Genomic DNA, 17,921 nt, shown 5'->3' on the forward strand with positions numbered 1-17,921 from the left:
CGCAATTAACAATTTTGCCTAGTGAGCAAAGTTCATTGGAAAATCATGATTTTGTGCTTTACTTAAGTTAGTAAACCTCGCAGATTAATTTTTTAACGGATTGGAGGGGAAAATCATGACAACAATTTACGATTTTAAAGAAACTGAAATGAGTGGCGCCGACTTAGACCTAGCCGAATATCGTGGGCAAGTTTTGTTAATCGTCAACACGGCGAGCAATTGTGGGTTAGCGCCCCAGTTTAAAGGCTTAGAAACCCTTTATCAAAAGTATCAAAGTGAAGGCCTGGTCATCTTAGGATTACCTTCAAATCAATTTCATCAAGAAAAAGCGGATGATGCTGAGACGCAGGATTATTGTCAGCGGCATTACGGGGTGACCTTTCCAATGACTAAGCGTGTGATGGTCAATGGGGAAGCTGCTGATCCGTTATTTGCTTACTTGAAACAAGCTGCGGGTCATGGTCGCATTAAATGGAATTTCACGAAATTCTTAATTGGTCGTGACGGGCAAGTCTTACAGCGTTTTGCCCCCACGACACGGCCGCAAACTTTTGAAACGGCGATTCGAGATGCTTTGGCAGATCGTTGAACCTTTAGAATGAAGAAACGAGTTAAGGAGGAATTTTTGTTGGAAACTTATACCTTACGAGATGGGTTAACTTTACCCAAAGTTGGTTTTGGGACCTATAAATTAAATGGTGCGCATGGTGTTGATGTGATTGATTCAGCGATTGATCGCGGTTATCGGTTATTAGATACGGCGTTTAATTATGAAAATGAAGGCGCTGTTGGTGAAGCGGTTCGACGGTCGTCAGTCCCCCGTTCTGAACTGTTGATTTCTTCTAAATTACCCGGCCGTCATCAGACTTATCATGAAGCCATCGCAACGATTCAAGAATCGCTGTATCGTGCTGGACTGGATTATTACGATTTATACTTGATTCATTGGCCGAACCCCAAAGAAGATCATTACGTTGAAGCTTGGCAAGCGTTGATTGAAGCGCAAAAGTTTGGCTTAGTCCGTTCAATTGGCGTTTCTAACTTTTTACCGGCTCATTTGGATCGCTTGAAAAAGGAAACGGGTGTGATGCCGGTCATTAACCAAGTTGAACTCCATCCATACTTTAATCAACAGGAACAACGTGACTACGACGCCGCGCATGACATCTTGACGCAAGATTGGAGCCCACTAGGTCGTGCGAGTGAGATGTTAAAGAATGAAACGTTGAAACAACTGGCAACTCAATATGGTAAGAATGTTGGTCAATTGATTCTGCGCTGGGAACTTCAGTTGGGGACCTTGCCAATTCCAAAGTCTTCAACGCCAAGCCGTCAGCTAGGCAATCTTGACTTATTTGACTTTGAAATTTCGGCGGCGGATATGACCACAATCAATGGGCTAAGTTCGGCCACGGGTCGTTTGAATAATCAAGATCCGGCTGTTTATCAAGAATTCTAGTAATAAAGATTGGCTGTAGCTGGTCAATCTTTTTTGTTAGCGATGAAAAAGCCCTGAAGTTGGGCAGTGATGCCAAGCTTCAAGGGAGGATGAGGTCAAACTACGCCGAGCCATTTTTGTCTCAAAATCAGCGCAAAATAAAACTGACTAGCAGGTCTCCAATGGTGTCATGGAAACAAGCTAGTCAGTAAACAATGTCTATATTTCAAAAGCCCAACTAAATGACCTAAAGAAAGTCGATTTGGTGGAGATTTGCGGGCATCTTACTATTGTGATGGTTTACTGTCTTCACTTGCATTGCCCGTGAGGCATTCACAAAATGGACACCCGTTGCTGCAATCAAACCCATACCTAAAATCGTAATAATACTCAATACCATCATTATTCACTCTTTTCTGATTACTTTATGGGTCTATTTTAGCGCTTACATGAATTCCGTCATTTGAGAGCCATTAAAGAAAGATTAGGGTTTCCTTTTTTTAGTGTTTTACGTCAAAAACGTTAGATTATTAAGTTTTAGGTACTGATAACTATTGAATTAGTGCTTTGGGGCTTTATAATATAAAGTCGTTTTTCACGGTAATTGTCATCAAAAACACAAAAATAGGATGAGACTGAAAAAATTCGGCCTCATCCTATTTTAAAAGTGACATCGCACGATTGATTATTGAGCGGTGTCGTTATTTTTTTAGCTACGGTGAATTTCGATAATCTTAACTTGGTAGCTGCCATTTGGCGCTGAAACTGTCACAACATCGTTGACGGTATGGTGGTTAAGCGCGGTGCCAATTGGGGAAGTGAAAGAAATCTTGTTTTCGTCTAAGTTGGCTTCTTGCTTGCCGACCAGTTGATAGGTGACTTGATCGTGATCATCCATAAATTCTAGTGTGACGGATTTACCGATGTCTAGTTGATCATTGTCGGCCGGTTCGACAACTTTAGCATATTGTAGTTGCTTATTTAAGAAACGTAGGCGACTCTCCAAACGACCCAAGTCACGTTTAGCATTGGTGTATTCAGCGTTTTCGGACCGATCACCAAGCGCGGCCGCGGCAGCTAAAACTTTGATGCGGTGTGGTCGTTGCGCAATCAGATCAGCGATTTCTTGTTCAATGGCGTGATAGCCCGCTGGCGTCATTTTATTAAAGGTTGGTTCCATCTGATCAAGCCTCGGATTTCGTGGATTTTACTGGGAATAGTTTAACGCATTTTGAGAAAAATTTGTATTTTGTTTTAGAAAAATATTTTTAGGCGGTGTTTAGTGGTGACCTGCTAGCCAAATAGTGGCGATCCTCAGAAGTTTCTTGCTGATTTTGCCAATGATAAAAAAATAGCCAACGACTTTACAGCCTTGGCTAGTCGTAGAGTTTCTCACGCTCTACGGAGTTACGAACTCTTTAAGTATATGCAAATTAATTACATAATACAATTAATTTGTTATGAAAAGCAGTCGAAATTCGTGCATTTGGGAACGGTTGCAAATAAAAACTTGAAGTATTTCGAACAAACCCCTTGAATTTTAGTCTAGACCAATATACAATTGGACTATACCAAATAAAGAGGGAGTCAGTTAATTATGAAAGTTATCGTAGTAAAGGATCAAGCTGCCGGCGGTGTAGAAGGATACAAAGTATTTAAGAATGCCTTGGACAATGGGGCTAAAGTATTTGGGTTGGCAACTGGTTCGACACCCGTTACAACTTATCAAGAAATCGTAAAGAGTGACTTAGATTTCAGTAACTGCACATCCGTTAACTTGGATGAATATGTTGGTATTGCACCAGACAACGAACAAAGCTACAAATACTTTATGCAATCACATTTATTTGACCAAAAACCATTTAAACAATCATTCTTGCCAAACGGTTTAGCTGCTAATCCAGCTGAAGAAGTTAAGCGTTATGACAAAGTGATCGATGAACACCCAATCGACTTACAAATCTTAGGTATTGGCCGTAATGGTCACATTGGTTTTAACGAACCAGGGACTTCTCGCGATGTCACGACTCATGTTGTTGACTTAACAGAATCTACCATCGAAGCTAACGCACGTTTCTTCGAAAGTGAAAACGATGTTCCTAAGCAAGCCTTCTCAATGGGCTTAGCTTCAATCATGAAGAGCAAACACTTAATCCTTGAAGCCTTTGGCGAAAACAAGGCTGATGCCGTTAAGGGTATGATCGAAGGCCCTGACACCGTTGATTGCCCAGCTTCAATCTTGCAAAACCATCCTGACGTTACGGTTATCATTGATGAAGCCGCAGCCAGCAAGTTAAGCAAGAAGTACTAAAATTTAAACTTAACTAAATTTAAAAATTAATGCGTGTATACTTTAAAAGACTATTCGAAATCCAACGATTTCGAATAGCCTTTTTTTTATCTGCATAATGGCAACCATTGGTTATATCATCCTATTATCAATCATGCGAAACAACTTCGAGATGCTCTTGGCGGCTGGGCTAATGGCGGTTGGTTTTGGTGTGATGGTTTCTGTTTCTCAATCAACAGCTCTCCTGTTAGCTCCCATGGAAGAACAGGGACTTGCTAATGCCACTTATTATTTAGGAAGTGATATTGGTATGTCGATCGGGCCAATTATTGGTGGTATTTTACCAACTATTTTGCCACTAAAGTTCTTTTACCCAGTGATGTTAGTCGTCGTTCCTTTGACAGCAATTATCTATTTAGTTAATCGTCGTAAGCTCAATGCCGCAGTACAATACAATTAAAGTGGCATTATTACGAAATTGATTGCTTGGTAGTGTTTAAAGCAAACAATTACTGAGACAAAAAATAGGCGACTGTCATCGTTAAACTCACGATGACGGTGGCCTATTTGCTAAATAAACATTTTGATACCAAAGTAAATAATCAGTAAACCAAGAAATGGTGTTAGCACCCGATTGACTTTGGCTAAGTCCAATCGACGGATGACTAGCGGCATGATGATTGCGCCGATGATGGCACCAATCATCAATAGCCAACCGGCTTGCCAAGCAAAGGTGCTGGTAAACAGGTGTCCGACCAGACTAATGGCCGACATGGTAGTGAGGACGTAGGTGGCAGTTCCGGCAGCTTCAACTGCAGTTAAGCCCAAGATAGTGAGTCCGGCAGCGGTCGTGGCCCCACCGCTTAGTCCGCCGATACCGACCATTAAGCCGCTAAGTAGACCGAAGCCGCGCGCAATCCAGATTTGTTGAGCCGATTCACGTGACTTCTTTTGACGGCGGATGGCTTTAAGCAACACCATGCCACCCATGACAATAAAGATCGTGCCGACGATCCAGTTATATAGCTTTTGTGGAATGAATTGTGCACTGATCGTCCCGACCAAGATACCGGGAATCGCCGCTAGAATCATTTGGTTGCCAACGTGAAAATCAACATTTTTGATGCGCATTTGAGTTAAAAAGCCGAAAAATAACGCAGGAAGGGCAACCAATAGTGAAGTTGGCACTGCTACTGCGGTGGCTAAACCCAGCTGGCTGGTGAGAACGCCGAGGTACAAGGCCGCGCCACCGCCACCGATTAAACTGACAAAAATACCAATCATTAAACCATAGCTGAAAACGAGCATTTAGTTGACCTTCTTTAAAAAGTAAAAGTAAGTCAACTATAAACGGAGCATGCTCCACTTGTCAAGTGAGTTTAGTTAGCGTAAGCTGAAAGAAAACGTGTGAGGTGGTGTCAAAATGCGTAAAGATGCAGCACAAAATCGTGCCAAAATCTTGGTTACAGCAGCTAAGTTATTTCAACAACGGTCAGTTAGTACGGTGAGTATGAAAGATATTGCCAGCGCAGCGCAGATTGGCACTGGAACACTTTATCGTAACTATCCTAATAAGAGCGAATTATGCTTGGCCTTGTCATTCGATTTTATTCAACAGTTCATCACAACGAGTCAAAATTATCTCGGTCAAACGACAGCCAAACCAGTGGTTCAATTTCAGCAGGTGTTAGCGCAGTATTTGGCTTTTCGTGAGCGACGGCTACAATTGTTAACAGCGATTGAAAGTGGCCCAACAGTGATGGCCACTTATTACCAGAGTACGTTGTACCAACAATTGGTCGCGTTATTCAAACGAGTATTAGCACCAGTCAGTGGCGATATTGAGGATGACGAATTGACTTTTCGAGCGGACATGGTCATTGCGATGCTCAAAAGTAATAGCTATGCCTATCAGCGACAACAACAAGGGTTATCACGGGAGCAAATTGCTAACAATATCAGTCACTTAATGATCAGAAATGAAAAGGGACTTTAAAAATAGCGTGTCATTACTCTAGCTTTTCGAGTAATGGCACGCTGTTTTTTAAATGTGATCATTTAAATTGTTGAAACTAATGTGGTGTAGCTCTCATATTTATAAGTATCCGCTTAACTTGCCGTTCCGGTTGGTCTGGCTTGATGCTGGAACGTGGTGGCCGCGTTTGTGAGCCAAAGTGCGGTCTCACAAGCCGGGATTTTCCTAAGCTGGAAAAACCACCAGCAAAGGAAAATTTCACCACTGAGCATCATCCAGCCCGCCCTGCGCTAAATAGTGGATCTAATATTAATTAGCTTTTTGTCAGGTTCTGACTTTACTACTACCCAGATTAAAATCACTGTTTGACGTCGGAGTGGACTAGCTCGTTTGCCGTGTCGAGACACTTAGCTGGGTGATTTTCCCAGGTTAGTGTCTGGCCGACTTTTAAGACGTGGGCTTCGGCTTGAAAGCGCCCTGCAGACCGGTCTTTGGCTGCAGGTCTGCCTCACAGCAAACGTGCTGGTCCACGGAGACGGACAATTAATGAGCTATTTTAATAAATATAATAGCTTCACCACACTAAAGGTTTTGACCCTTTTCCCAGCTTGTCTTCGATAAAAGCAAACCGTGTTTAACGAGTTCATCGAATAACGCGTAAGTCCGCTTGGAAATTTCACCAGCAGTCTCAGCGTTAGCGGTCGTCAAATAGTCGGTCACATCACCAGTTACGTTGGCGTCGGTTGCGGCAACACGGCCGCGGGCATAGGATTGACAGCCGTTGCGATAAGCGTTGACGGCTTCAGCGAATTCATGCCAGTGGGGTTCGATCAACGTTGATAAGGTCTTGTTGAGCCAGTAAACGTTGTGTACATCAACGGTCGCCGTGGTATTGCGATAATCAAGTGGCGTGTCATTGATATTCGTAAAGAATGGCACAGATGGCGCATAGGCGAAGAAGCCCATGGCAACCCATTGAATGGCCGCTTGTTCAGCCGGCACATCGTTACGAATTTGCAAGATCGATTGACATTGGTTACGATCCATCGCGATTGAGCGGTATTTCTTCTGGTCATCGGCAGATCCAGAAGCATAGGTGTCAAATGGATCATATGGCGTGCCATTATAGTGGGATGCTAAGAAAAATTGGACGTCTTCAATCGCTAATAATTTGCTGGGTTTGCGGCACATTGGCATCTTTTGATCAGTCGGTTGTTGGTCAGCAATTTCTGGATTGAATAATTTTTGACCATACCAAGTACGAGGGGTGTTGTAATAAGCATCGTCCTCGCCATGTGTGCCGAAAATTTCACGGAAATTGAATTGACCTGGTCGTGGGTTTAAATGATTCTTTTCAACGAAATCGACTAAGTCAGTTGCGCCGAGAAAGTTATCGGCATCACTCAAATCCAAGTTTTCGACGACCGTTTGATTGGGCACGATCGCATAGGTGTTATCTGGCAAACGCATGGCGCCCCAATGATGACCACCGGCCGTTTCTAAAATCCAGATATCGTCATGGTCATTGAAGGCAATACTGTTACATTCGCCGGTCCCATACTTTTCAATTAAAGCCCCCAACCGTTGGACGCCTTCTTTGGCGCTCTTAATATAGGGAAGAACGAGGGTTAACATCGCTTCTTCGTTAACACCGTCAGTGACTAATGGATCATAGCCTAAGACGCGGGCATTGGTCGCAGTCGTTTCAGTTGCACTCATGCCGACGTTTAACTCATTGATCCCGGCTTCTTCATACTGACCATCACTTTGGTCCGCTTGCGGTGTGGCCGTATAGCGGTACGCATGGTCGGGCAGTGGCACCGTGACGCCCGTCGTCACTGACGTATAACTAGCAGCCGTTTGATCCTTGGCTGGATGCACCACGAATTTAATTGGATTAATCGGGCCGTAACCATCCTCGTTACGAGCCACAATCGTCGAGCCGTCAATGGTAGCGGCCTTACCGACGAGAATTTCGGTACAATCAGAACTTTTTTTCAACATTAGTTCTGCCCCCTTTGTACTTCCAGTATAAGAGTCCGCTGAGGGAATACAACGACCAATCGTGAAAATTGGTCCAAACCACTTGTGAAATAACCGACAGCTATGATATAAAATAATTTGTGAAAAGGTTGTAAATGCTGATATAACAATATTTATAATAAGTGTGCCAAACGTTGAACTTGTGAATTGCTGAGTTTAATTCTGGCACAACTTCCTGTGCCACGGGTCTGCCTAGAACTTCTTGAAACCGTTTTCGCTAGCCGATATGATAGAGACGTTAAGAAAACGGAAGGAGCTTTAATCGAATGAGTGAAGCAAATGTAAATAAAACAACCACATCACCCGCACCAAAAAAGAAATCGGGACTGAAAGCCCGCGTTCAAAAATTTGGTAGCGCTTTAAGTAATATGGTTATGCCGAACATCGGCGCCTTCATTGCTTGGGGGTTAATTACCGCGATTTTTATGGCCGGTGGTTGGTTCCCAAACGCTGATTTAGCTAAAATGATTCAGCCAATGGTCCACTACTTACTCCCATTATTAATTGCGTTTACCGGTGGGAATATGATCTCCGGTCATCGTGGCGGGGTCGTTGGGGCCATTGCGACGATGGGGGTCATTGTTGGGTCGTCGATTCCAATGTTTATCGGGGCCATGATCATGGGTCCTTTAGGCGGTTGGGCCATTAAGAAATGGGACGACGCCATCGCCGACAAAGTCCACAGCGGTTTTGAAATGTTAGTCAATAACTTCTCCGCTGGGATTATGGGAATGTTATTAGCAATTATTGGTTACTTTGGGATTGGTCCCTTGGTTGCCGGTGCGAGTGCCGCAATGGCGGTCGGTGTTAACTGGATCATCAAAGTTAACTTATTACCATTAGCCAATGTCTTTATTGAACCAGCTAAGATTCTGTTCTTGAACAATGCGATTAACCAAGGTATTTTGACACCACTTGGGATTCAAGCGGCGGCCAGTGCCGGTAAGTCAATTCTGTTCTTACTTGAACCAGATCCAGGTCCCGGCCTTGGGCTCTTGTTAGCCTTTGCCTTATTTGGTAAAGGGACGGCTAAAGCCTCAGCACCAAGTGCGATGATTATTCATTTCTTCGGTGGGATTCATGAAATTTACTTCCCATACGTTTTAATGAAACCAGCTTTGTTCTTAGCAGTTATCGCCGGTGGTGTTACCGGTACTGCAACTTTCAGCTTGTTAGATGTTGGGTTGAAATCAACCCCATCACCTGGGTCAATCATCATGTTATTCGTAATGTCACCACGTAGCGTTTCCAACTATTTGGGCTTGTTACTAGGGGTCACATTAGCCACGGTGGTTTCCTTCTTGGTTGCCGCAGTCATCTTGAAGCGTGATAAGACGATGGTTGATGATTCCTTAGCTGCTGCTCAAGGTCAAATGAGTGATATGAAGAATGGCAGCGCCGCAGTTGAAACTAGTGCCGCTGAACCAGCTGACGTGATTGCTTCTTATAAAGATGTTGACCATATCATCTTCGCTTGTGATGCTGGGATGGGGTCATCCGCAATGGGTGCTTCCTTACTCCGTGACAAAGTGAAAAAGGCCGGCATTGATATGTCTGTTACGAACACGGCGATTAGCAACTTGAAAGATGAACCAGGGTTGTTAGTCATTACGCAAAATGAACTCGCTGATCGTGCCGCTCAAAAGGCCCCACATGCGTTACGGTTGTCTGTTGATAACTTCTTGAGCAGTCCTAAATATGATCAAGTCGTTGTTAACTTGAAAGCTCGTGACCAAGTCAGTGACGAACCAGCGCCAACTTCGGCCGCACCACAAGCCACTAACGCGGAAGATCCAGGCGAATTACCTGCTGGATTGAACTTAGCCGTTGTTAACGAAATTGTCTTTGTGCATCACGATGGTCATTTAGGTACGGCCACTATGGCAACGTCCTTAATGAAGGATCGGATCAAGAAAGCCAACAAACAAGTGACAGTTAAGAATGTTGGGATTGACGAATTACAGGATGAAAATAGCTTGTTAGTTGTTTCTAGTCCTGAAGCGGCCAAGAACTTACGAACCCGTTATACCCAGGTTCAAGTGCTGGTCACCGATGATCTTCTGAACTCACCTAAATATGATAAGATGGTATTAGCGCTAAAATAAACCGTTATCATACGAGGTGGCCCCATGGTTAAGTTCACAAAACGTCAAGACGAATTATTACAACTATTGCTCACGAATCCAACTGGCTTGAGTATGAGTCAGATTGAAACCGCCATCAATAGTAGTCGTCGGACGATTTATCGCGAATTTAGTAACTTAGAATTAGTCTTAGCTAATGCGAAGTTACAGATTATCAATCAAGAACATCATTTTCAATTGAGTGGCACGACTGCTGATCTAGCAGACTTTCAAGCTCAATTGTCAGACAGTCATGGGATTGCGCCAGCGTTTGATTCGCAAACGCGGCAAAATGCCTTGGCTTGCCGGATCTTGATGGCTAATCGGTCCATGAAGCTTAAAGAATTGGCCTTGGATTTCGACGTGAGTATTGCGACGATTTCCAATGACCTAGGAACCTTGTCAGCACCGTTTGCCGATTATGAATTGTCGATTGAACGACTAAAATCACGTGGAATTCAAGTTGCGGGGACCGAAAGCAATATTCGTAGCCTTTTCGCAACGATCTTGAATAATGCAATCAACGATTATGAGTTCTTCAAGACGATTGGTAAATTGCAACGGGGGTTAGAAATTGCCGCAACGGACGAGCAATCATATTTCTTGAAGCAGTTAAGTCCGGCGGTGTTACTACACTGTTATCAAGCCGTGCGAAGCTTGAAGAAGAAGTACTTTTCCTCAGTTCCGGATGGTCAGCTCCAACAACTGATCATCACGCTGGCAACCGCGGTCATGCGGTTACAACATGGTCAACAAGTGACTTACTTGCGAGGGATTAACCGGGATGATTTTCTGAAATATCAACGGTTGGCGTTGGCAATTTTAACGCAACTCCCAAGTGAGATTAAGACCCAGATTACGGGGGCCGAGATTGATTTTATTGCGCAGCAGATCAAAGGGCTGACGTTCAGAATCGATCAGGAGTCTTCATTATCGAATTATGATTTACAGCTCACGTACCGCGTGAAAAAGTTAATTGACGCGGTCGCGACGAACTTTGACTGGTCGTTTGGCACGGATGATCAATTATTGAACAATTTGACGGCCCACATGCAAGTCGCGTTACAACGTAATGGCTTGCCGGGCCCCGTGCCACCGAGTCCAGAGTTGCAAGCGGTTCGGACGCAATATCCGAAACTGTATGCCGCTGTGGTGCGTGGCTTTGCGGCCACGTTTCCTGATCAGAACTTTCAAATCGATGAGTTAACGTATTTGTTGATTCATTTTGCCAGTACCTATGAGCAACAGTTGAGTCATCAGACTTTGAAAGTGTTAGTTTTATGTCCAAACGGTATGACGACTGCCCGTATTTTAAAGATGCGGCTGGCGCGGTTGTTGCCGGAGATTACCACGATTGAGGTCGCTCGGATCGGAAATCTTGGTCAGATTAACTTACAACAATTTGACATGATTCTTTCGACGACTCAGCTACCAGGTTTCAAATTAAACTATCGGGCGGTCAGCCCGTTGTTACTTGAAAATGAAGTCAGTGCCTTGCGCGAGTATATTCATCAGTACTTCCCTAGTACGCAAGTCAATGAATCGCAGCCGGCCCCCCAGCCGGTGATGACACTGGACTTTGACACGGTGTATCAGCGTATGACAATTGCCAAACAGATTTTGGATCGTTTTATGATTTCCCCAATCAACAATGATGCGGAGACGATGGCGGAAACGTTAGTCAAAATCACGCGTCATATTGATTCAAAGTTGATTCGCGACCCCCTAGAAGTCGCGGGTAAGTTGTTACACCGCATTGGTCTAGCCCCGGTTGGGATTCCTAATACCAACTTGGCGCTGGTTCATACCTTGAGTCAACAGGTGACCGCACCGTATTGCGCTATCTTTGAACTGGCAGCGCCAATCGATTTTAAAAGCATGGACGCGCAGACGATTCGTTTACAGCGGATCGTGTTGATGCTCGGTCCGGCCGACATTAGCGATTTTGAGAATCGGCTCATGGGTAAGTTGAGTGCGTTAGTCATCGAAAGTCAGGAAAATACCGAGGCTTTCATGACCGGCAGTCGCCAACAGCTCTATCAGTTAATTAGCAGTGCGTTTTTAAACGAACTAACGAAATAGCGTAGGTGAATAAAATGGAAGCTTTAGATAAAAAAATGATTGCGCTGAACCAACAAGTCGCAACGCAAGCAGAAGGCATCCGCTTAGCCGGTCAGTTATTGGTCGATGGCGGTTGTGTCGAACCGGAATACATTGATGCGATGCAAGCACGTAACCAAGATGTTTCCGTTTATATGGGTAATTTTATTGCCATCCCTCATGGTACTGAAGATGGCATGAAGTATATTAAGAAGACTGGTATCTCAGTCGTCCAAGTACCAATGGGTGTGAGCTGGGGTGATCCAGAAAATGATGATGACGATAAGACCGTTACTGTGATTTTCGGGATTGCTGGGTTGAATGGTGAACACTTGAATCTCTTGTCTCAGATTGCGATATACTGCAGCGACGTGGCAAACGTTGCCAAACTCGCGGACGCTCAATCTGAAGATGAAATTATTAATCTATTAAAGGAAGTTGATTAGCATGTTAGACGTACATTTTGGTGCAGGTAATATTGGTCGGGGCTTCATTGGCGAAACTTTGGCTGACAATGGCTTTAAAATTACTTTCGTTGACGTTAACGAAACTTTGATCGATGAATTAAACAAACGCAATGGTTATACCATTGAATTGGCCGCTGAAGGTCAGAAACATATCGAAGTTCATGATGTCAAAGGAATCAACAATGGCAAGGACCCTAAAGCGGTCGCAGCAGAGATTGCAAGCGCTGACATGGTGACTACGGCCATTGGTCCTAAGATCTTAAAGTTCATTGCACCCTTAATTGCTGACGGGATTAAGTTACGTCAAACAAACAACAATACCAAGCCAATCGACGTGATTGCTTGTGAAAACATGATTGGCGGGAGCCAATCATTGAAGAAGTCAGTTTATGAAGCTTTAAATGATGACGAAAAAGCCTTTGCAGATCAATACATTGGTTTCCCTAACGCGGCCGTTGACCGGATTGTGCCATTACAAAAGCACGACGATCCATTGTTCGTTTCAGTGGAACCATTCAAGGAATGGGTCATTGACAAGTCACAAATGAAAAACCCTAAGATTGAACTCAAGGGTGTCGACTATGCGGAAGACTTGGAACCATATATCGAACGGAAGTTGTTCTCTGTTAACACTGGTCATGCAACGGTTGCCTATACTGGTAATATGAAGGGCTACAAGACCATCGGCGAAGCGGTCAAAGATGACAGTGTCGTTGAACAGGCTAAGCATGTCTTAGCTGAAACGGGTGACTTGCTCATTCAAAAGTGGGGCTTTGATCCTGAAGTTCACCACGCTTATCAAAAGAAGATTTTGAGCCGGTTTGAAAACCCTTATATCTCAGACGATATTGAACGGGTCGGTCGGACCCCTATCCGGAAGCTCGGCTATGACGAACGTTTCATTCGCCCAATCCGTGAATTGAAGGAACGTGGCCGTGATTACAGTGCCTTAGTTGACACTGCTGGTATGATGTTCTTCTTCAACTATCCTAATGATAGTGAAAGCGTTAAGTTACAACAAATGCTTAAAGATGAACCAATCGACCAAGTCATTCGTGAAACTACTGGCTTGAAGGATGAAGATTTGATCAAAGAAATCAAGGCTTCATACGAAAATCATTTAGCTGAAAAATAAGCATTAAACAAAGGCACTGAGTCTCTTAATTTGAGCCCTCAGTGCCTTTGTTGTTGAATTATGGGATCAATAAAGCACTGACGAAATCAGTGCAAGGTGTTCCAGGCCATCCAAATATAAGAGGCTGGGACTCAGTAACGCCAGAATTGCCACCACGGATGTTGCGGTTGTGGGGTGGCTTGTTGGTCTAACTTAACCAGGACTTGGTTCAAACGTTGATTAAGTGAGTCGAGTCGGCGAATCATGATCTGTTGTTGTTTCAGAAGTTCGGCATTTGTCGGTTCATTGGGGGTAACCGGTGGCGTGTCGACAACTTTTTTAGCGGCGGTTGGTTGCCGAGTCACGGTTTTTTCAACGACCAAAGTGGTTTTGGGTTGTGGCTGATTGAAACTTTGTTGTAACGCTTCGGCCAGAGTAGTCCCGTGTTCGGTTAAGGTGATGGCATCCTTGAATGCGGCTAAATCTGCGGCGGTGTATAAGCGATGGCTGGTCCCGCTGCTACGAAATAGATCTTCATTATTGAGCTGTTTTTCAATCATGGTGCTGTACTTACGCAAGGTAACAGCCTTGATACCAAGTTGATCTGCGGCGACCGAAGCGACTAGTTTAGTCGTTTGATCTGATTGGCTCGTTTGAGTTGTCATGAAAATTCCTCCTTATATCGTTTCTATAACGCTATTATATCGAATTTTGAACAGTTTGCGTAGGGAATTGCTTATTGTGAGTTGGTTGAGCGAGTGGTCACGAACAGACGACACGAAGTTTTAGGCCAAAACGTGCTATGATAAAAAGTAACTTGAGTTGAAATGAGGAATCAAAATGATTGAACCAGTCAATGGGACCGAGTTTGAGACGGTCGCTGATGGGACTGACTTAACGGTGGTTGATTTTTGGGCAGATTGGTGTGGCCCGTGCAAGATGCAGACACCAGCACTGGAAGCTTTGGACGAAGACTATGATGGCAAAATTAAGTTTGCATCATTGGACGTTGATGCTAACAAAGCCATTGCGGAACACTTTGAAATTATGAGTATTCCGGCTTTGGTGATCTTTAAGCATGGTCAGCCCGCTGAAAAAGTCGTTGGGTTTCATCCCCAAGCAGCATTAAAAAAATATTTGGATCAGAAGTTGGCAGAAGTAACGGCTGACTGAAGGCAGGGTAACCGTCAGTTGATGGTTGCCTTTTTATTTATTTTTTAATAATCGTGATAATCGGCAAGGGGTGTCAAATTAAATTCAGCTGATAATGGCTCATTAATTGTGGGAGTCTCAAGGTGTGGCCGCGGCCGAGCTATTAATAATTAAAACCAGCTTTTGAAACTTAATATAAGTCAATTTTCGGTGGTATCCTTAATTAACTTGTGTACAAATTTATTTTGATCTGAGAAAGGTGATTTGATGAATGAAAAAATTGACCTTATTAGTTAGCGTGGGGATCACCATGGCAGGAGCCATTTTAATCCATCAGCAGCAACACCAAGTTGCCACTAGGCACGTGCGGCACGGGGAAGCGATGACGACTTCGTATCGACATCATCCAGTTCGCAGTCTAGTGGTTGCTGGCACTTTACCGAGTGACTGGCAGATACAACCATCACCAACTACGCCGCAATTACCAATCAATAATTTGGCACAATTAGCGGTTTGACTTAAACGGAAACTTTCAAGAAAAATAGCCTCTGACAGACGAAATTTCACGTTTGTCAGAGGCTATTTTGTCGTTATAAATTTGAATACAAGGTTTCAATCAAATCGTCACTGTTGGAGATCAGTTGGCGATTTAATGAAATCAAATATCCCGGTTGAGTCGGGTTCAGAATATTATGAAATGTATCTTGAATGATACAACCAGTCATGGAGAAAGTCGCTTGATGATTTTGCACGATAATGGTAAACGTCTGCCGATCGTTGGTCACGACGACGTTTACGCCCAGTAAGTGTGTTAAATTTAACCCTAAAGTTGCGGTTGAATTCGTTAGACCTAAGATACCAGTCTTAGTGATCAGCCGCAGACATTCATCAACGCGTTCTAGCGCAGCGTACATCGAAAATTTGTGTGTCGATTGTTCGTGTGGTTTGCGTAGAAACGGTCCGACAACTAAGTTCATAAAGATCCCCCCAAATCCTTATTTGATAACTCCAGCATACGGAATTATCGCGCGAGATTCGACTATTGCGACTTCTCAGCAAGGTTAATTGATTAACCTTACGGGGGGATTGGTAAGCCAGGTTAACAAGTAAATGCTTGGACGGTTAGCCAACGCTAGACCTAGCCTGTTTTAGACCGTTATTATTTTTTTGCGGTTTTAGCGGTGGCTTCCTTACGAGATTTGACTGCTAACTCTGGGAACCAGATGGCGATTTCATGATGCGCGTTTTCACGACTATCGGAAGTGTGGATCACATTACGCAGGATGCCGTCGGGATATTCATGGGCGAAATCCCCGCGAATCGTGCCGGGTTGAGCATCATTTGGCCGTGTCTTACCCGCTAAATTATGGACGGACTTGACGACGCCGGTGCCACTGACAATGATTGCGACTAATGGCCCTTCTGTCATATAGGTCTCAATTTCAGCGAAATACGGCTTTTCTACTTTTTCACGATAGTGTTGTTGTAATTGTTCAGGAGTGGCACTGATTACTTTTAAAGCGACAATTTGATAACTTTTACGTTCTAAACGGGAAATGATCTCACCGATGTGTCCTTCAGCGACGCCATCGGGTTTAACGAGTACTAAAGTTTTTTCTGAATTTGCCATAATGAAATTCCTCCTCAATTTTAGAAAACGCTTTCATTCCTTGATAACTTAAATTGTAGCTGAATGCATGGCGGGCGTCAATGGAAGACCAAGTTAATTACTGAAATATCAGCACAATCCTTTCGTTTTGCCGGCACAAATCGTTATAATGGAAACAGTTAAAAACAAAGGATTGATGTTCATGCCACCACTTGATTTATCACATATTCGCCAACATCATACTGTGGCCGAACTGATCGCGTTAGGCAAAGCGCGCCGGTTGGTCACATCGTTTGATCAACTAGGGTCATTTACGCCGGTTGAGCGGGATGCAGGCGCATTTTTGAAACACGTTCGAGAAATGTTAGTTCCCGAATTATTGCCATTACGACGTGACCGGATGGCTGCGTCAACATTTGCCTTTTTCCGGGGTTCGGTCGAACTCATGGATTATGATTTAGATTATCAAAATTCAACTGAAATTCCTGCCGTTGTTTGTGGCGACGCGCATATTGGAAACTTTGGGTTTTATGCCTCGCCGGAACGTCGGTTGGTCTTTGACCTGAATGATTTCGATGAAGCGGGCGTTCACCCTTGGGAATGGGATCTGCGACGGCTGCTTGTCAGTATTATCTTGGCAGCACGCGATTCTGACTTTAAGCCTAAGCGAGTGGACAAGCTCGTTCGTGAAGCGAGTGCCAGCTATCGTGAAGCCATCAAACGGATGTTTAATCAGACTACCCTAGAGCGTTTCTATCGGGATAATGAAGTCCAAGCTGTCCTGAACTTTGGCGGTGAACCGGAAGATACTGCGGATTTCATTGCTGACTTGGTCAAAAAGGCAACTAAGCGTAATTCAGAACAAGTCGTTCGAAAATTCACGTGGACGAACAGCAATGGTGAACGCCAGTTTAAAGATAACGCGCCACGGTCGGTGCATATTGATAAAAAGACCTATCAGGCGTTGAAACAAGGAATTACGCAGTATCTCCAGACGGTGCGGACGGATGTCGCATTGTTGTTGTCGCAATATGAAGTAACCGATATTATTCGTCATAGCGTAGGCGTCGGAAGCTTTGGCTCACTTTGCTATTTAGTCTTATTGACGAGTACGGATGGGAGCCACATGGTTTTGCAGATTAAGGAAGCCTTGCCGACCCGGAAAGTTGGTAGTCAGTCACGACAAGCCTTGACCGCCGCGATGGAACTGACAGAAGGCCAACGAATCGTCAGTTCACAGCGAATCTTGCAATCGACTTCGGATGTCTTTTTAGGGTATTTCCAAATGGCTGATAAGAGTTTTTATGTCCGGCAATTCCGTGACATGAAAGAGTCGATCGATATTCCAACCTTGTCGTGGGGCCAATTTCAGGCTTACGCGAATACTTGTGCCATGATTTTGGCACAAGCCCATGCCCAAAGCCCAACCGCTGCGATGATTCGGGGCTATATTGGCAGTTCAACGAAATTCGATGACGCCATGGCTAATTGGGCCGAAGCGTATGTTACGCAGGTTGAAGATGATTATCAGACGTTCTTAGACTTAGTCTGAAATTAGTAAATAATTATTTGGTGTTAAAAAAATTCCGCTGGCAAATTAATGTCAGCGG

19 protein-coding genes are annotated in these 17,921 nt (G+C 44.1%); 12 read left to right on the forward strand and 7 right to left on the reverse strand.

Annotated elements, in window-relative coordinates; genetic code table 11:
* The first annotated feature begins 115 nt into the window (after positions 1-115).
* Both RA086_RS00975 and RA086_RS00980 read left to right on the forward strand, forming a co-directional pair.
* Positions 116-589: a glutathione peroxidase gene (locus RA086_RS00975; protein ID WP_407659043.1), complete on the forward strand. Its 474-nt coding sequence runs from the start codon at positions 116-118 to the stop codon at positions 587-589.
* Positions 590-598: 9 nt separating this feature from the next.
* The gene (locus RA086_RS00980; RefSeq protein ID WP_308702064.1) at positions 599-1,459 is read left to right on the forward strand and encodes an aldo/keto reductase; all 861 of its coding nucleotides are present in this window, start codon (positions 599-601) and stop codon (positions 1,457-1,459) included.
* A 226-nt stretch (positions 1,460-1,685) separates the two neighbouring features.
* On the opposite strand, the gene RA086_RS00985 is transcribed toward RA086_RS00980, so the two are convergent.
* Entirely contained in the window at positions 1,686-1,841 is a 156-nt protein-coding gene (locus RA086_RS00985) for a hypothetical protein (RefSeq protein WP_308702065.1), read from the reverse strand.
* 306 nt (positions 1,842-2,147) lie between these two features.
* Entirely contained in the window at positions 2,148-2,618 is a 471-nt protein-coding gene (gene greA / locus RA086_RS00990) for a transcription elongation factor GreA (protein ID WP_308702066.1), read from the reverse strand.
* A 417-nt stretch (positions 2,619-3,035) separates the two neighbouring features.
* On the opposite strand from greA, the gene RA086_RS00995 reads away from it, so the two are divergent.
* Both RA086_RS00995 and RA086_RS01000 read left to right on the forward strand, forming a co-directional pair.
* Positions 3,036-3,749 carry a glucosamine-6-phosphate deaminase gene (locus tag RA086_RS00995; protein WP_308702067.1) on the forward strand — a complete coding sequence of 238 codons (714 nt, stop codon included), beginning with the start codon at positions 3,036-3,038 and terminating at the stop codon, positions 3,747-3,749.
* A 133-nt stretch (positions 3,750-3,882) separates the two neighbouring features.
* Positions 3,883-4,188: an MFS transporter gene (locus RA086_RS01000; RefSeq protein ID WP_308704389.1), complete on the forward strand. Its 306-nt coding sequence runs from the start codon at positions 3,883-3,885 to the stop codon at positions 4,186-4,188.
* Between the two features lie 110 nt (positions 4,189-4,298).
* Here the strand turns inward: RA086_RS01000 and RA086_RS01005 are convergent, their stop codons facing one another.
* Positions 4,299-5,036 carry a sulfite exporter TauE/SafE family protein gene (locus tag RA086_RS01005; protein WP_308702068.1) on the reverse strand — a complete coding sequence of 246 codons (738 nt, stop codon included), beginning with the start codon at positions 5,034-5,036 and terminating at the stop codon, positions 4,299-4,301.
* A 115-nt stretch (positions 5,037-5,151) separates the two neighbouring features.
* On the opposite strand from RA086_RS01005, the gene RA086_RS01010 reads away from it, so the two are divergent.
* Positions 5,152-5,724: a TetR/AcrR family transcriptional regulator gene (locus tag RA086_RS01010; protein ID WP_308702069.1), complete on the forward strand. Its 573-nt coding sequence runs from the start codon at positions 5,152-5,154 to the stop codon at positions 5,722-5,724.
* Between the two features lie 561 nt (positions 5,725-6,285).
* Here the strand turns inward: RA086_RS01010 and RA086_RS01015 are convergent.
* The gene (locus tag RA086_RS01015; protein WP_308704390.1) at positions 6,286-7,704 is read right to left on the reverse strand and encodes a C69 family dipeptidase; all 1,419 of its coding nucleotides are present in this window, start codon (positions 7,702-7,704) and stop codon (positions 6,286-6,288) included.
* A gap of 308 nt (positions 7,705-8,012) precedes the next feature.
* Here RA086_RS01015 and RA086_RS01020 point away from each other — a divergent pair, with 308 nt between their 5' ends.
* From RA086_RS01020 to RA086_RS01035, 4 genes are read left to right on the forward strand one after another with little or no spacing between them, the layout of a single operon-like run.
* Positions 8,013-9,851 (forward strand): PTS mannitol-specific transporter subunit IIBC, encoded by a 1,839-nt coding sequence (locus tag RA086_RS01020; protein WP_308702070.1) that lies wholly within the window; start codon positions 8,013-8,015, stop codon positions 9,849-9,851.
* A 24-nt stretch (positions 9,852-9,875) separates the two neighbouring features.
* Positions 9,876-11,951, forward strand: coding sequence for a BglG family transcription antiterminator (locus tag RA086_RS01025; RefSeq protein WP_308702071.1), 2,076 nt, complete (start codon positions 9,876-9,878; stop codon positions 11,949-11,951).
* A gap of 14 nt (positions 11,952-11,965) precedes the next feature.
* Positions 11,966-12,415, forward strand: coding sequence for a PTS sugar transporter subunit IIA (locus RA086_RS01030; protein ID WP_308702072.1), 450 nt, complete (start codon positions 11,966-11,968; stop codon positions 12,413-12,415).
* A 1-nt stretch (position 12,416) separates the two neighbouring features.
* On the forward strand, positions 12,417-13,571 hold the full coding sequence (locus RA086_RS01035) for a mannitol-1-phosphate 5-dehydrogenase (protein ID WP_308702073.1): 1,155 nt from the start codon (positions 12,417-12,419) through the stop codon (positions 13,569-13,571).
* A gap of 131 nt (positions 13,572-13,702) precedes the next feature.
* On the opposite strand, the gene RA086_RS01040 is transcribed toward RA086_RS01035, so the two are convergent.
* Positions 13,703-14,215 carry a MerR family transcriptional regulator gene (locus RA086_RS01040; RefSeq protein WP_308702074.1) on the reverse strand — a complete coding sequence of 171 codons (513 nt, stop codon included), beginning with the start codon at positions 14,213-14,215 and terminating at the stop codon, positions 13,703-13,705.
* Between the two features lie 175 nt (positions 14,216-14,390).
* On the opposite strand from RA086_RS01040, the gene trxA reads away from it, so the two are divergent.
* Both trxA and RA086_RS01050 read left to right on the forward strand, forming a co-directional pair.
* Entirely contained in the window at positions 14,391-14,723 is a 333-nt protein-coding gene (trxA, locus tag RA086_RS01045) for a thioredoxin (protein WP_308702075.1), read from the forward strand.
* A 250-nt stretch (positions 14,724-14,973) separates the two neighbouring features.
* Positions 14,974-15,219 (forward strand): hypothetical protein, encoded by a 246-nt coding sequence (locus tag RA086_RS01050; protein ID WP_308702076.1) that lies wholly within the window; start codon positions 14,974-14,976, stop codon positions 15,217-15,219.
* A gap of 73 nt (positions 15,220-15,292) precedes the next feature.
* Here the strand turns inward: RA086_RS01050 and RA086_RS01055 are convergent, their stop codons facing one another.
* A complete protein-coding gene (locus RA086_RS01055) occupies positions 15,293-15,679 on the reverse strand; it encodes a hypothetical protein (RefSeq protein ID WP_308702077.1) in 387 nt (128 codons plus the stop codon).
* Positions 15,680-15,861: 182 nt separating this feature from the next.
* Positions 15,862-16,332, reverse strand: coding sequence for a nucleoside-diphosphate kinase (gene ndk / locus RA086_RS01060; RefSeq protein ID WP_308702078.1), 471 nt, complete (start codon positions 16,330-16,332; stop codon positions 15,862-15,864).
* 181 nt (positions 16,333-16,513) lie between these two features.
* On the opposite strand from ndk, the gene RA086_RS01065 reads away from it, so the two are divergent.
* On the forward strand, positions 16,514-17,863 hold the full coding sequence (locus tag RA086_RS01065; RefSeq protein WP_308702079.1) for a DUF2252 domain-containing protein: 1,350 nt from the start codon (positions 16,514-16,516) through the stop codon (positions 17,861-17,863).
* Positions 17,864-17,921 lie beyond the last annotated feature (58 nt).

This window comes from Lactiplantibacillus brownii (assembly GCF_031085375.1).
GTDB classification, from domain to species: Bacteria; Bacillota; Bacilli; order Lactobacillales; family Lactobacillaceae; genus Lactiplantibacillus; species Lactiplantibacillus brownii.

Excerpts from the sequence above, each read along its gene's own strand:
- RA086_RS00975 (WP_407659043.1), top strand. The coding sequence starts at position 116 with ATGACAACAATTTACGATTTTAAAGAAACTGAAATGAGTGGCGCCGAC.
- RA086_RS00980 (WP_308702064.1), top strand. The coding sequence starts at position 599 with ATGAAGAAACGAGTTAAGGAGGAATTTTTGTTGGAAACTTATACCTTA.
- RA086_RS00985 (WP_308702065.1), bottom strand. The coding sequence starts at position 1,841 with ATGATGGTATTGAGTATTATTACGATTTTAGGTATGGGTTTGATTGCA.
- greA (WP_308702066.1), bottom strand. The coding sequence starts at position 2,618 with ATGGAACCAACCTTTAATAAAATGACGCCAGCGGGCTATCACGCCATT.
- RA086_RS00995 (WP_308702067.1), top strand. The coding sequence starts at position 3,036 with ATGAAAGTTATCGTAGTAAAGGATCAAGCTGCCGGCGGTGTAGAAGGA.
- RA086_RS01000 (WP_308704389.1), top strand. The coding sequence starts at position 3,883 with ATGCGAAACAACTTCGAGATGCTCTTGGCGGCTGGGCTAATGGCGGTT.
- RA086_RS01005 (WP_308702068.1), bottom strand. The coding sequence starts at position 5,036 with ATGCTCGTTTTCAGCTATGGTTTAATGATTGGTATTTTTGTCAGTTTA.
- RA086_RS01010 (WP_308702069.1), top strand. The coding sequence starts at position 5,152 with ATGCGTAAAGATGCAGCACAAAATCGTGCCAAAATCTTGGTTACAGCA.
- RA086_RS01020 (WP_308702070.1), top strand. The coding sequence starts at position 8,013 with ATGAGTGAAGCAAATGTAAATAAAACAACCACATCACCCGCACCAAAA.
- RA086_RS01025 (WP_308702071.1), top strand. The coding sequence starts at position 9,876 with ATGGTTAAGTTCACAAAACGTCAAGACGAATTATTACAACTATTGCTC.
- RA086_RS01030 (WP_308702072.1), top strand. The coding sequence starts at position 11,966 with ATGGAAGCTTTAGATAAAAAAATGATTGCGCTGAACCAACAAGTCGCA.
- RA086_RS01035 (WP_308702073.1), top strand. The coding sequence starts at position 12,417 with ATGTTAGACGTACATTTTGGTGCAGGTAATATTGGTCGGGGCTTCATT.
- RA086_RS01040 (WP_308702074.1), bottom strand. The coding sequence starts at position 14,215 with ATGACAACTCAAACGAGCCAATCAGATCAAACGACTAAACTAGTCGCT.
- trxA (WP_308702075.1), top strand. The coding sequence starts at position 14,391 with ATGATTGAACCAGTCAATGGGACCGAGTTTGAGACGGTCGCTGATGGG.
- RA086_RS01050 (WP_308702076.1), top strand. The coding sequence starts at position 14,974 with ATGAAAAAATTGACCTTATTAGTTAGCGTGGGGATCACCATGGCAGGA.
- RA086_RS01055 (WP_308702077.1), bottom strand. The coding sequence starts at position 15,679 with ATGAACTTAGTTGTCGGACCGTTTCTACGCAAACCACACGAACAATCG.
- ndk (WP_308702078.1), bottom strand. The coding sequence starts at position 16,332 with ATGGCAAATTCAGAAAAAACTTTAGTACTCGTTAAACCCGATGGCGTC.
- RA086_RS01065 (WP_308702079.1), top strand. The coding sequence starts at position 16,514 with ATGCCACCACTTGATTTATCACATATTCGCCAACATCATACTGTGGCC.